Consider the following 13,868-nt stretch of genomic DNA (forward strand, 5'->3'; position numbering starts at 1 on the left):
TTGCTGACAGGACAGGAGGGGCGGGCGTTGGGTGAGGCGGGGTGTCGGGCGCGCTACGCGGCCCCGATGACGCCCCCGTCCGTCCGCCGGATCACGAGCACGGCCGAGCGCGGCCGCCCGGAGGGGTCGTGGTCCGGCCAGTTGCCGACCACGCGGGGATCGTCCTGGGTGGGCGTGCCCCAGGCGAGGGTGTGCTCGCCCGGGTGCTGGACGTTGACGAACATGGTGCGGCGGTCCGGAGTGGTGACCACGCCGGCGATCTCGGCGCCGCGCGGGCCGGTCAGGAAGCGGCGGACCTCGCCGGTGGCGGGGTCGGCGGCCAGCATCGCGTTGTTGCCCAGGTGCTCGTGGCCAGTCTCCGCCCGATTCTGGTCGTAGGCCGGGATGCCGGTCCCGATCCACAGCCGGCCGTCGGCGTCGGTCCACAGGTTCTTCGGCGAGGCGAACATGCCGGCGGCGTCCAGGTGGACCTGGCGGTCGTGGGCCGGGTCGCCGGCGAGCACGAAGACCTGCCAGTGGAAGCCGGTCGCCCGGCCATCGCCCTGGTCGGCCGTCGCGTCCTCGCGCCAGCGGACGATGTGGCCGTACGGGTTCTCGGCGCGCGGCCTGACCGCGGCCCGGTGGGCGTTCGGGCCGGCGGCGCAGTGGCCGAGGCCCGGGCTGTTCGCGAGCGCGCAGAAGGCCGTCCCGTCCGGGCCGACCGAGGTCTGCTGGGGCCGGTCCAGCGGGGTGGCTCCGAGCGAGTCCGCCGCCTGCCGGGCCCGCAGCAGCACGTCGGCCTGGTCGGCCCAGCCGTTGGCGACGGTCAGCGGGCCCTGGCCGTGGGTGAGCGGCAGCCAGCGGCCGGTGCCGTCGTCCTCGAACTTGGCGACGTACAGGGTGCCGTGGTCCAGCGGGCTGCGGCCCTGGGAGCGCAGCCGCCACCAGCTGTCCGAACCGACGAACTTGTAGAGGTAGCCGCCGTTCTCGTCGTCGCCGCTGTAGACGACGACCCGGCCGGCGGATTCGGTCACGCTCGCCCCGACGTGCTGGAAGCGGCCCAGCGCGGTGCGCTTCACGGGCGCCGCCTGCGGGTTGCCCGGGTCGATCTCCACCACCCAGCCGAAGCGGTTGGCCTCGTTGCCGTTCGCCGCGAGGTCGAAGCGTGCGTCGGCGCGGTGCCAGCCGTAGCCGTCGCCGCGGGCGCTGAGGCCGGCCCGCTTCTGGGCGCGGGTCGGCCGCCATGTCCTGTTGTCGGTGCCGAAGTAGCCGGCGGTGTTGCGCTCGCCGGCCAGGAACGTCCCCCACGGGGTCACGCCGTGTGCGCCGGTGCCGAGCGTGCCCGCGGCGGGCTTGCTGGTGCGCAGGGCCGGGTGGTTGGCGTCCACCGGTCCGGAGAAGGCGACGGGCGTGGCCCCGGTGACGCGCACGTTGCGCGGGGAGTCGGCGAGCTGCCAGGTGCCGCCGGTGCGGCGCACCTCCAGCACGCTGACGCCGTGCGCGGCGAGCGCCTTGGCGACCTGCTCCTTGCTCACCTGTCCGTTGGTGGCCGCGCCGGTGCGGCCGTACAGCAGGGCCGCGTCGGTGTACTCGTGGGTGAGCACCAGGGTGCCGCGGGAGTCATCGGTGCCCGGGAAGAAGTGCAGGCCGGCGTGGTGGGAACCGACCTGCTCGGCCTGCTCCGCCGCGGTGTTGCCGCCGTCGGCGCGCCACTTCGGGCCGCCGTCGCGCACGGCCTGCCCCCACGGCGCGAGCACCTGTACGGAGTACCCGGCGGGCACGGCGACGGTGTCGGCGCTGCTCGCGGGTACGGCGGTGAAGCCGAGCGGGTGCGCCGTCGCACCGGCCGTGCCCGGCCGCCCGGCGGAGGCGGCGGAGGCGGCGGAGGCGGCGGAGGCGGGGGACGTGGAGAGACCGAGGAACGCGGCGAGGGCGATGGTGCCGCCGGTCAGGGCCTGACGACGCGACAGGCCGGCGGCCCCCACGTCGTCGAACATGCGGCGGGGTGCTGCCTCCGGTTGCGGAGTGTGATGATCTGGCATGGTCGCCACCCAGGGGAAGTCGGCCCGCCGGAGCGGGGTGCAGGCTGAGGAGGGCCGGCCGCGTGCGCTGCCTCGCGCGGTGCAGGAGGCGCACGGCACGGCCGGCCGCGCCGGAACGCAGGATCGCCGGCGGGACTCGCGGACCTGAACCTAGATCGATTCCGGCCCCGGCAGCCATCCTCAGCTCGTCCCAACCGTCCCCAATCCCGTTGTGAGACGACGTGGGACGGTGGGGACGGGAATCGGCTCCGGGCCGACGGGCATCGCGGAACCGGAATACGGCGAGCTGCGTTTCCGGAAGCACCGAAGAGCACGTGGAGGCGGCATGCGGTCAGCGCGGGAGCGGCGGAGCAACTGGGGATGGGTGGCGGCCGCCGCGGTCCGGGCCACGGGCGGCACGCTGTTCGGCGACAGCCGCCGCGGCCTAGCGGTTCTGCCTGGGCCAGGACCACGAGCCGGCCCCGAACCTGGCGACGGCCACGGTGTCCGGGTGGGCCGTCATGCTCGTCGCACTCCTGGCGCTCGGCGCGCTGCTAAGCCGCGGGCCGAGGAGCCGTTGTACCGCCTCCCGACCATGCTCGTCGTCGCCGTCCTGACCTGGCTCTACGTCACCACGGTGGGAACCCCCGCACCACTGGAGCCCGGGCAGCCGCCGGAATCCGTCTGCCAGACCCTGCCGCCCTGCCCCTTCACGGGCTGAGCCGCCGAGGAGCACGACCGGCTCGCCCTCGCCCTGACCGGTGCCGGCCGTACTCAGGGAGTCCCGCGCCCTCCTCTCGGACGCCGACGACATACTCGCCGAGCTGTCGGAGAACGCGGCGAACGGCGTGCGCGAACTCGCGGAACGGGCCGCTGCGACCGTGCGGGAGGGCGACTGAGAACCGGCGCGGTGGTCAGCTGTCCGGGTGCCATTCGCGGGCGAGGATCGCGTAGATGACCTCGTCGGTCCACTCGCCCTTGACGAACTCGTTCTCCACCAGGTGCGCCTCCCGTCGCATGCCCAGCTTCTCCAGGACGCGCATCGAGGCGGTGTTGCGGCCGTCGAGACGGCCGACGATCCGGTGCAGGTCGAGCTTTTCGAATCCCAGTTGGATCAGGGGCCTGGTCGCCTCGGCGGCGAACCCCTGGCCCCGGTGGTCCGGGTGCAGCACATAGCCGATCTCGCCCTGGCGGTGGGTCCGGCTCGTCCAGTGCAGGTTGACATCGCCGATGAGGGTGCCGCAGGCGCGCAGGGCGACCGCGAGGAGCAGGGTGTCGCCCTCGTCCTCCAGCGTGGTGAAGGTGATCCGCTCGGCGAGCTTGGCCCGCACCTCGTCACGGGTGCGCGGCGAGGAGTACAGGTAGCGGTTGACGTCCTCCCGGCGCTGGATGTCGTACAGCGCGTCGAGATCGTCCTCGACGAACGGGCGCAGCACGAGGCGTGCGGTGGTGATCGGGTGGCCCAGGCTGATCATTCGGTTACTCCATGACCGTTGCGGTGATCGAGGCGGGTTCCTCCGGGGCGGGGGTGAACGAGCGGCCCCCGACGGCGGTGGTGAGGGCGGCCAGCGCCCCGAAGCCGACCACGAAGATGAAGGCGAGCCGGCTGCCCCCCAGGTCGGCGAGCGTACCCGCGATGGCGTTTCCCGCGGACATGCCGAGGGTGAGCGCGCTGCCGACGACGGCGAAGCCCTCGGCGAGTGCCTGGCGCGGCACGATCGAACCGACCACCGTGCTGCCAGTGATGAGGACCGGAGAGATGCCCACGCCGGACAGGACGACGAATCCGTACATGGCGGCCATCGAATCGACGAACACCAGCGGGGCCATCGTGAGGCACAACAGCACATTGGTGAGCAGGAGTTGGCGAGCCGCCGTCAGCTTCCAGTTCACCAGGCCGAAGGCGAATCCGGCGATCATGCTGCCCACGATCATGAGCGCGAGCAGCAGGCCGGCCCTCCCCGATTCGCCCTGCGTGTCGGCGAAGTTGAGGACGGCCACGTCGGCCGTCCCGAGCAGGGTTCCGGTGGCGAGGTAGCCGCACGTCAGGAGCGGCATGCCGCGCATCCGGATCACGCCGATGCGCGGCAGGTCCGCGTCCGGGTGGATCGTCGGCTCCGAACGGCGCAGCGTCGCCATGACCAGCGAGCCGCCCACGGTGAGGGTGATCGCGCCGATCAGGCCCGCGCTCGGGAAGATGTCGACCGCGAGCCACACCACCAGGAGCGGGCCGACGATGTACACGACGTCGTCGAGCACCGCTTCCAGGGCGTACGCGGTCTGCATGCGCTTGCCGTCGTTGAGTACGGCGTTCCACCGGGCGCGCACCAGCGACCCCAGCGGCAGTGCGGAGGCTCCCGCCAGGATGGCGAGGGGGAAGTACGTCCAGGAGGGCATCCCCGACTCGGCGGCCAGGACGATGGCGAGGATTCCGCAGGTGTGGACGAGCGTCGACCACAGGATGACCGGCCGCTGGCCGCGGCGGTCGGCGAGGCGGGCGAGGAACGGCGCGGTGAAGGCGTTGGAGAGACCGAACGTTCCGGCCACCGCGCCGCCGAGGGTGTAGGAGCCGGTGAGGGACTCGACCATCAGCAGACAGCCGAGTGTCCGCATGGACATGGGTATCCGACCGATGAACCCGGCGGCCACGAAGGCCGCGGCACCAGGCACGGTCATCAGGTCGCGATACGAGCGCATGAGCACAATCTCCTTATCGGGCCCGGCAGCAGCCGTTGTGCGCCCACTCCGGTTCGTGCCAGTAGTGGTCGTCGCGGTGGAGCGCGGTGGGGGCGTCGGGGCGGACCGCGACACCCGGGCCGGCGAGGGCTTTGGCGGCGGGAGTCCGGAAGGGGGCGAGGAGTTCGGGGACGGTCCGGAGATGGCCGCCGACCAGCACGGTCCTCACGGCGGCCGCCGCCCGGATGTCGTGCAGCGGGTCGCCCTCGACGAAGACGAGGTCGGCGAGCTTGCCGGGGGCGATGGAGCCGACCTTGTCGTCGATGCCGAGGCACTTGGCCGCGTTCCCGGTCGCCGTGGTCAGGGCCTCGCGGGGCGTGAAGCCGTACTTGACCATCGCCCGCAGGTTCTGGTGGAGGCTGATGCCGACGTCGTCCAGGGCGGCGTCGGTCCCGGCGACCACGAGCCCGCCGGCCCGGTGCACCCGCAGCAGCATGTCCGCGTCGCCCATGGTCCACGCGTGGTTGACGTCGGAGCCGGGGCCGCCGTCGGCGTTCGCGGCCTTCCGCAGGAGCCGCTGGTACTCCCAGTCGGGGTAGAGCACCTTGGTCCGGTCGTCGTCGAGCAGCGAGCGGTCCCCCACGAACAGTTCACTGGCGAAGATGGTCGTCGTCGAGATCCACATGCCGCTCGCGGCCAGGATCGCGACGGAGTCGGAGGCCGTGCGTCCACCGGCGTAGCTCAGCGTCCGGGAGTAGCCCAGGCGGTTGCCGCCGCCGGTGTGCTCCATGCCGTCAAGTCCCGTGTGGGCGGCGGGATACAGGTAGTGGGAGGTCACCGGGATGCCCCGGTCGTGCGCCCAGGACACCACGCGTCTCTCGAACGACACCGGCAGCCGCATGTAGGACTTGATGAGGTCGTAGTCGAGGCCGCGCGCGCGGTCCAGCTCCCGTTCGAGCTGCTCGGGCGTGAACACCGGACGCATGAAGTTGTAGTAGGCGCGGGTCCCGTCGAGGGTCTCACCGGTGCCCAGGTACCGCGGGCCGACCCGGGCCCCGCTCGCCAGGGCCTCCCGCGTCTCGACCATCTGGTAGGCGGGGTCGCCGGGGGAGCGGCTGGTGGTGATGCCGTACGCCAGCCAGAGCCGTCCGGCGCGGTCGCCCCACTGACGGCCCCGGATGTGCCAGTGGTTGTGCGTGTCGATCAGGCCGGGCATGACGGTGAGCCCGGACGCGTCGATGACCCGGCCGCCGGATCTGCTGCCGCGGGGCACGATCGCCGCGATCTTGCCGTTCTCGATCACCAGGTCGACGTCACGGCGCAGCTGCGAGCTGCTTCCGTCCCAGATCGCCCCGGCGCGGACCACGATCCGCTCGGGGCGGTCGGCCGCCCGCCAGGTCAGGTTGACCGGGATGGTGCGGGGGCGCCCGCCGTCGATGGACACCGTGCGCAGGGCGCCGTTGCAGAGGTAGAGGAGGGTCCGGCCGTCCGCGCTCACCGAGATCGAGTCGGTGACCTCGTCGGTGAGCCGGCTCGGCGCGCCGGTGATGTGGCCGCTCGCGTCGACCGGCACGCGCCAGGCCAGGCTCTCCATCGCGAAGACGAAGTACTTCCCGTCGCCCGTCCATACGGGGCCGTCGTCGCCCCGGGTGGCGATGGACCGGTCGGTTGCCACGGCCTCGTAGCGGATCGTGTTGCCGTGCAGGTCGACGGTGAGGATCTGGTTGTGACCCGCGAGGGAGCGCTGGGAGTACGGTCGGATCGCGGCGAGGGAGAGACGGGTGGAGTCGGGGGACCAACTCGGCCGGCCCGGCTGGTACATGGCGGGCAGGACCTTGGTGGCGGTCTTGGCCGCGAGGTCGAAGACCCAGGTCGCACCGCTCTCGTCCTGGTAGGCGATCTTCGCGCCGTCCGGCGACCAGCGGGGCGTGAGCTGGGCGTTGGGCAGGTCGGTGAGCCGCTCGGAGCGTTGGGTGGCGAGGTCGAAGCGCCAGAGGTTGGCGGTGCCTGCCCGGTCGCTGACGTAGACGAGCGAGCGCCCGTCCGGCGACCAGTCCGGGTCGGTGTTGAAGTAGCCGTCCGACACGATCTTCCGGGGCCGGCCACCGATCTCCAGCAGCCACAGCGCGTTGAGCGCGCGGAAGGCGATCCGGCCGCCGTCGGGCGACAGGACCGGTCCCGCGATCCCCTTGACGTCGAAGGGGCCCATGGCGGTGAGGTCCCTGACCTTGCGGCGGTAGTCGCGGCGTGCCAGCGGTACGACCGCGGTGAACGCGATGTCGCTTACGCCGCCTCCGAGTTGACGGCGGCGGATCTTCCCGTCGGAGGTGTAGAGAAGCTCTGTGGCGGACAGCCAGCACGGCGCGAACGGCGACACGTCCTCGTCCCCGCTCACCACCGCGTCGCCGACGACGAGTTCGCCGCGGGGCCCGGTCACCCGCATGTAGCTGAGCGTCGTGCCGTCGTGGCCGATCTGCGGGCCGAAGAACGTCGCGTCGCCCGCGGCGGTGACCAGTTGTTCGCGGCGGCCGGAGGCGACGTCGACCGCCTCGATGACGGAGTAGTCGACGACGTAGACCACGCGCGTGCCGTCCGGTGACCAGGACGGCGTGGTGTAGGCGTGGCCCTCGTCCACGAGCACGCGGATCTTCCCGGTGGCCAGCTCCAGGAGGCGGATCCGGCTGCGCTGGTCCTGGTCCGAGGCGTAGACGACGTACTTGCCGTCGGGCGAGAAGCGGGGCTCCAGGTCGTAGCCGGGGCCGCTGGTGAGGCGCCGCAGGCCGGAGCCGTCCGCGTCGATCCGCCACAGGTTGTAGACGCCGTCGCGGAACGACTGGAAGACCAGGGTCTTGCCGTCGGGCGACCAGTCGGGCTGGGTGGAGTCCTGTACGTCGTCGGTGAGCCGGTGTGCCTGCCCGCCGTCCGCGGGCAGCAGCCAGATCGAGTTGAGGGCGTCCAGGGCGATGGTGCGGCCGTCGGGCGACATCACCGCACGGAGGTTGGAGCTCTCGTGGACGGCCACCGACCGTGCGGTCTCGTCGGTGGCCTGGGCGGCCTCCGCCTGGCCTGCTCCGCCCGCCAGCGAGGGGGCGAGCCAGAGGGCTTCGGCCGCCACCGCCAGTCCGCCGCTGTAACGCAGCACCTCGCGGCGTGGGATCTGGTTCGGTTCACGATCGCGTGCGGACACTGAGACCTCGATCTTTCAATGTCATGAACGGGAAGGAACAGCAGGAAGCAGGAGGAGCGGGCGTGCGGGGAGCACGACAGCCCGCGGGGCGGCTTCCGCCGCCCCGCGGACCGTGGTGGATCATGCCTCGGCGCGACTGGCCTCGTAGTAGTCCTGGAGCATCTTGACCAGACTCGGGTGGATCCTGGACGCGGCGAGCAGCTCGGGCGGCGGCGTGAACTGCGGGTCGAAGTCCTCCGCCCACTTCTGGTACGACGGGCGCATGTTGTATTCGACGATGACCGGCCAGTCGACCGTGACCTGCCAGTTGTACTCCCAACCGGTGGCCAGCATGTGGGTCACCGCCTGATTCACCGCGTCCTCGCGGCTCATCGGCTGGATCGGTGCCCGCACCGGCCGGAAACGGTCGATGTCCAGCTCGGCCTTCTCGCCGAGGATCCGGCCGGCTATCTCCTTGGCGAGCAGCGGGGACAGGTGCAGGCCGTCGCGGTAGGTGCCGGTCATCATCCACAGGCCGGCCAGGCCCTCCGTCTCGCCGAGCAGCGGGAAGGCGTCCAGGGAGACCGGCCGGTTGCCGACCTGCAGCTTGGCGAGACCGCCGTTCCACAGTCCGGTACGGACCTGGCGGTGGGCACAGTCGAGGAGGAACTGGACGTCCCGCAGGACGGGGGTGTCCATCGGCTCCGGGGAGATGATGTTGGTCGCGCCCACGTACACCTGGCCGTCGGTGCGCGGCACGATGTGCAGACCGCAGGCGAATGCCCGGTTGGGGGTGCGGATGACGCTGCGCGGCACGGTGTTGTCGTCGGTCTGGATCAGCGCCGAGACGCCGTATCCGCTGACCAGGCGGGGTACCCGGCGGGCGATGTCGGGCACCGTGTCGAGCAGGTCCTGGGACCGGACGCCTGCCGCGAGCACGACGTCCTTGGCGGACAGGGTGCCCCCGGACTCCAGGACCACACCGTCGATCTTGCCGTTGCTGTAGACGAGGCGCACGGCGTGCTCGGCGATGAGCGTCCCGCCGGTGCTCAGGTAGGCCGCCTGGAGCTGGTCGAGGAGCCGGTGGGAGTCCACGGCGTGCTCGCCCGGGATGAAGAACGCCTTCAGTGAACGCTGGCTCGCGTGGGCCTCCATCCATTCGATGTCGGCCGGGTCGATGTCCTCGTAGGGCTCGTCGTAACGGTCCAACTCGGTACGGATCGCCTCGTAGTTGCCCTCGTCGATGCCGGGGTGGCCCACCGTGTTCAGGTGGACGACCGTCCCGTCGGCGGTCTGGACGTTGGGCTGGCCGGTCTCCTCGGCGAGCTGCTGCGACCACTCGGGCCACATCTTGCGGGCCTGGATGTCCATCTCCAGTTTGGACCGGCCGTGTTCGCTGGCCACCAGGGTGGTGGTGACCTCGCCGAAGCAGCCGTTCATCGCGCCGGCCGCGGTCGATGCCGCCCACGGGCGGTGCGGCTGTCCGAGGAGGGCGACCCGGACCTTGCGGCGGGCCAGCGTGAGTGCCAGCGAGAGGCCGAGCGCCCCGTTGCCGACAACGATGACGTCGTACGACTGCTTGTCTTCCTGAGTGATCGTCACGGTAGTGCTGTCTCCTCATGGATGGGAAAGCAAGGTGCGGGATCAGGAACGTGTGCGTCGACGGATGTGACGACAGGTCAGCTCTCGGTGGGGGGCAGCGCCAGGGCTTCGGCCGCGATCTCCAGGTGTTCGCGCTCGTGCAGGGCGGACAGGGCGAGGCGCACCAGGCCGGTGCCCTTGGCCACGGTCGGGAAGAAGGCGGGCAGGACGAGCACTCCGGCCGCCCGCAGCCGCCTGGCGGCGGCGAACCCGGCCTCCTCGGTGGGGTAGTGCGCGCCCCGGACCGGCGAGCGCAGGCCGGCGTTGACCAACTGCCCGCCGGTGAGCGTGTCGAGGACGTCGGCGTTGTGCCACAGCCGCTGCTGCAGCGCCGCCACTTCGCCGCTGAGATGCAGCCGGGCGGCGGCGACGTCGGCGGCCAGCATCGGCAGCATGATCGAGTGGCCGAAGACCAGCGGGTTGGCGAACTTGCGCAGCACGCGTACATCGGCGTCGGCGGGAACCAGCGCGAAGCCGCCGGCCCCGCCGAACCCCTTGGACAGCGAACCGGCGATGACCACGTTCGGCGGGAGCTGGTCGCCGAACTCCTCGAAGGCGTACCCGCCGCCCAGCGGGCCCGCGATGGAGATGCCGTGCGCGTCGTCGACGTAGAGATGGCCGCCGTACGGTTCGAGGGCCGCGCGCAGAGCGACCACGTCGATCAGACCGCCCATCGAGCCGACGCCGTCGACCAGCACGATCGGTGTGCGCCCGGCCGCACCGCAGTCCGCCAGGATGCGGGCCAGCGCCTCCTGGTCGGCGAGGTCGAAGCGGTGCAGCGGGCCGATCTGCTCCAGGATGCCCCGGATGACCTGCATGGAGGCGTGGGCGGTGCGGTCCACGATGAACGTCACGCCGCCGGGCGCGACCGGATAGCTGGGCAGCGCGCCGGACCCGAGCAGCGGCAGCAGTCCCAGGTGCACGTTGCCCACCGAGGTGAAGGCGACGGCCTTGTTGCCCCGGTACACCGTCGAGAGCAGCTCCTCCAGCTCACCGAGGTACACCGGGCGCATCCGGTTCCGGGACGACGACAGGTGAGCGCCGTAGCGTCGCAGCGCCTCGGCCGCGGCGTCGACCAGGGCCGGGTGCTCCTCCAGGCCGAGGTAGGAGCAGGAGACGAACTCCACCGACTCCGACCCGTCCTGCAGGCGGACGCGCTTGCCCCTGCGCTCGGTGACGACGTGGCCGGTCAGGCCCTCGTCGAAGGCGCGGTCCATCGAGTCGGAGGTCTTGCTGATCCGGGATTCGACCCAGTTCGCCCGGATCGGCTCTTTCTCCGCCAGGTGCGCAGCCCCCTCCCCGTCTCCCGGCCGATGAGGTGAGGGGGCTGAACTCGCGCCGGAGACCTGGGTGTTCATCTCCGCGAAGGCGTGCGCGCAGACGGCCGCGTAGTGCTCGCCATGGGAGCCGAGGAAGTCCCGGCACTCGTCGAGCAGGGTGGTGAAGTCGGCCACGCCCCCGAGGTGGTCGGCGATCCGCCGCAGCCCGGCGGCCAGTGCCTCGCGGGCGGCCGGCGCCTCCGGATTGGCGGCCTGGACGTCCCAGTACACTTCCGGGGAGCCGGCGGTGATCCGGGCGAGCAGTGCGAGCAGCATGGCGGCCGGCGGCGGGGCGATGGCGCGCAGCTCCTCGATGTTCACGTCCAGGCGGGACACCGCGAGGCCGAAGCCGAGAACGGCCGCGTGGGTGAGGGCTTGGGAGGCGGCCGCGAGCCGGTCGTGGTCGTGCTCGTCGACCCGGACCACCCGTCCGCCCCAGCCCTCGATGAGTCGCAGCAGCTCCCGGCCGCGTGGGCCTTCGTTGACGACGACGGTGGCGACCGGGCGGCCCTCGATGCCGAGGGAGGGTGCGAACATCGGGTTGAGGCTGACCGCTTCGAGCGCGTCGGCCGACTCGCGCACCAGGCTGATCAGGGGGGTCTTGACCGACAGGGTGTCCACGAGCAGGGTGCCGGGTCGCAGCAGCCCGGTCAGGGGTTTGACCGCCGACAGCGCGGCCTGTTCGGGAACGGCCAGGAGCACCGTGTCCGCACGGCCCAGTTCATGGGCGAACTCCGCGTCGATGTCGGTGACATCGCCCGGGAGGAACGGGGTGGGCGAGGGGGAGCCGGGGGAGGAGGGGGCGAGGTCGACCACCAGGACGTCGGCCCCCGAGTGGGTGAGCAGGCGGGCGAACATGGCGCCCACCGCTCCCGCTCCCACGACGATGCACCGGCCCAGTGTGAGGGTGTTCATCGGCTCAACTCCGCTTGTTTGACAGAAGTGTGGACGGCGGACGCGGTGGCGGATCCGGCGGCGCTCGCGGCCACCGCCGCGAGCATGGCCCGCGACTTGACGACGGTCTCCGTGTACTCCTCCTCCGGGTCGGACAGCGCGACGATGGCGCCGCCGACCCCGAAGGTGGTCTCTCCGTTCGCCGACACCAGGGTGCGGATGACGATGCTCAGATCGGCCGCCCCGCTGAGCGAGAACCAGCCGAGCGCCCCGGAGTAGACCCCGCGCGGCCCGTCCTCCAGTCGGTCGATGATCTCCATGGTGCGCAGCTTGGGCGCCCCCGTCATCGAACCGCCCGGGAAGGCCGCCCGCACGCACGAGACCGCGGACTCCGACGGGCGCAGCCGGCCCCGGATCGTCGACACCAGCTGGTGCACCGGGGCGTAGGTCTCCACGTCGAAGAGGACGGGTACGTGCACGCTGCCGACGTCGCACACCATGTTGAGGTCGTTGCGGACCAGGTCGACGATCATGAGGTTCTCGGCCCGGTCCTTCTCGTGGCCGAACAGGTCGGCTCGCAGTGCCTCGTCCTCGCTGGAAGTGGCGCCGCGCGGCCGCGTTCCTTTGATCGGTTTGGACTCGGCGATGCGGTCGGCACCGATGGACAGGAAGCGCTCGGGTGAGGCGCTGAGCACCGCGAGGTCCCGGAAGTCGAGCAGGGCCCCATACGGCACGGGGCTGATCCGGCGGAGCTGGGTGTAGGTGCGCAGCGGGTCGATCGCGCCGGCCGCGCCGACCGTGTTGGTCAGGCAGATCTCGTAGGATTCCCCGTCACGGATCTCGTCCAGGCACTGGGCGATGAGCTTGAGGTAGGCCTCCTTGCCGTGCCGTGGACTGGCCTCGTACCGGTCGGGCTCGGTGGTGAGCACGGTGGGCGGCGCCTCTTGGGACCCGTGGTGTGACGGCAGCGCGCACAGGCGGTCGGCCGTGTCGGCCAGCCAGGCCTCGGCCGCGTCGGTGCCCGCCTGGGCACCGTCGCTGAGGGCGAGCAGATAGCTGGTCCGCTCCAGGTGGTCGAGGACCACGAGCCGGTCGACGAACAGCATGGCCGCGTCGGGGGTCGGCGACCGGTGAGCCGCCTGACCGCCGGTCTCCGCCTTCAACTCGTAGCCGAGGTAGCCGACGTAACCGAGATTGAAGTCGAACGGCAGCCCCTGGGGCGTCGGTACCGCGCGCTGCCGCAACCGCCCGTCGAGGTAGTCGAAGAACTCCTCGCGTACCTGCTGTGTTTGACCGTCGGCGTGCAGCACGCTGACCGTGCGCTCTGCGACGTCGTAGGTGACGTACTCGGCCAGCGGTCCGTCGGCGGCTCCGAGGAAGGAGAAGCGGGACAGTCCGTCGAGCACGGCGCTGCTGTCGAGCCAGAAGCTGGTCCCCTGATCCGCGAACAGGTCCCGGTAGAGCGCGTCGGCGGCAGGCAGGTGGGGCACCTGGCGGACGTGCACCTGAAGGGGGCTCTGACCGGCCTGAGCCGGCGTGTGCGTCGGCTCTGCCACGGGGCTGGGGGAGGTGGTGGGGCGCGTTGTCCGTCGGCGGGGCCAACTACGGCCCAGGTCGCGGAAGTTGGCGAGGAGCTCCTTGCCGTACTCGCTGCCGATGGACTCGGGGTGGAACTGGACCCCCCAGATCGGCTCGGACCGGTGCCGCAGGGCCATGGGGATGCCGTCCGGGGTCCACGCGATGGTCTCGAGGTCGTCGGGCATCTCGGTCACGGCGAGTGAGTGGTAGCGCACCACCGAGAACGGTGAAGGCAGGCCCTTGAGGATGTCCACGCCCGTGTGGATGACCGGTGACACCCTGCCGTGCATCGGCTGCGGCGCGTGCTCCACGGTTCCGCCGAACAGATGGCTGATGCCCTGGTGGCCGAGGCAGACGCCGAGCGTGGGCAGACCGGACCGGATGGCGGGTGCGCTGACCCCGAAGTCCCGTTCCCGGTCGGGCCGGCCGGGGCCCGGCGACACGACCACGGCGTCGAACGCGTCGAAGTCGATGGCATCGGCGTCCACGTCGTTGCGCACGACGGTAGGCGGGCGGCCGTTCACCTCACCGAGGTATTGGTAGAGGTTGTAGGTGAAGGAATCGTAGTTGTCTATCAGCAGTGTACGCATCCCG

General features: G+C 71.5%; 9 protein-coding genes. 2 read left to right on the top strand and 7 right to left on the bottom strand.

The genetic code is table 11. The annotated features are described in order from the left end of the window. Positions 1–53 precede the first annotated feature (53 nt). On the bottom strand, positions 54–1,976 hold the full coding sequence (locus DT019_RS35270) for a PhoX family protein (protein WP_223279918.1): 1,923 nt from the start codon (positions 1,974–1,976) through the stop codon (positions 54–56). A gap of 601 nt (positions 1,977–2,577) precedes the next feature. On the opposite strand from DT019_RS35270, the gene DT019_RS39950 reads away from it, so the two are divergent. Then, complete coding sequence (locus tag DT019_RS39950; protein WP_189390218.1) at positions 2,578–2,721, top strand: hypothetical protein; 144 nt, start codon at positions 2,578–2,580, stop codon at positions 2,719–2,721. A gap of 40 nt (positions 2,722–2,761) precedes the next feature. Further along, on the top strand, positions 2,762–2,899 hold the full coding sequence (locus tag DT019_RS39955) for a hypothetical protein (protein ID WP_189390220.1): 138 nt from the start codon (positions 2,762–2,764) through the stop codon (positions 2,897–2,899). Between the two features lie 15 nt (positions 2,900–2,914). On the opposite strand, the gene DT019_RS35275 is transcribed toward DT019_RS39955, so the two are convergent. The 6 genes from DT019_RS35275 to pabB all read right to left on the bottom strand — a co-directional run bounded on the left by DT019_RS35275 (position 2,915) and on the right by pabB (position 13,864). Further along, on the bottom strand, positions 2,915–3,475 hold the full coding sequence (locus DT019_RS35275) for a GNAT family N-acetyltransferase (protein ID WP_114041082.1): 561 nt from the start codon (positions 3,473–3,475) through the stop codon (positions 2,915–2,917). Between the two features lie 4 nt (positions 3,476–3,479). Continuing rightward, a complete protein-coding gene (locus tag DT019_RS35280) occupies positions 3,480–4,697 on the bottom strand; it encodes an MFS transporter (RefSeq protein WP_114041083.1) in 1,218 nt (405 codons plus the stop codon). A 13-nt stretch (positions 4,698–4,710) separates the two neighbouring features. Then, on the bottom strand, positions 4,711–7,863 hold the full coding sequence (locus tag DT019_RS35285; RefSeq protein WP_223279919.1) for an amidohydrolase family protein: 3,153 nt from the start codon (positions 7,861–7,863) through the stop codon (positions 4,711–4,713). Positions 7,864–7,983: 120 nt separating this feature from the next. Beyond that, positions 7,984–9,444 carry an NAD(P)/FAD-dependent oxidoreductase gene (locus DT019_RS35290; protein ID WP_223279920.1) on the bottom strand — a complete coding sequence of 487 codons (1,461 nt, stop codon included), beginning with the start codon at positions 9,442–9,444 and terminating at the stop codon, positions 7,984–7,986. Positions 9,445–9,521: 77 nt separating this feature from the next. Continuing rightward, on the bottom strand, positions 9,522–11,717 hold the full coding sequence (locus DT019_RS40535; RefSeq protein ID WP_223279921.1) for an aminotransferase class I/II-fold pyridoxal phosphate-dependent enzyme: 2,196 nt from the start codon (positions 11,715–11,717) through the stop codon (positions 9,522–9,524). Next, positions 11,714–13,864 (bottom strand): aminodeoxychorismate synthase component I, encoded by a 2,151-nt coding sequence (gene pabB / locus DT019_RS35305; RefSeq protein ID WP_114041084.1) that lies wholly within the window; start codon positions 13,862–13,864, stop codon positions 11,714–11,716. Before pabB ends, DT019_RS40535 begins: the two co-directional genes overlap by 4 nt. Positions 13,865–13,868 lie beyond the last annotated feature (4 nt).

This window comes from Streptomyces sp. SDr-06, assembly GCF_003324565.1.
Lineage (GTDB): Bacteria > Actinomycetota > Actinomycetes > Streptomycetales > Streptomycetaceae > Streptomyces.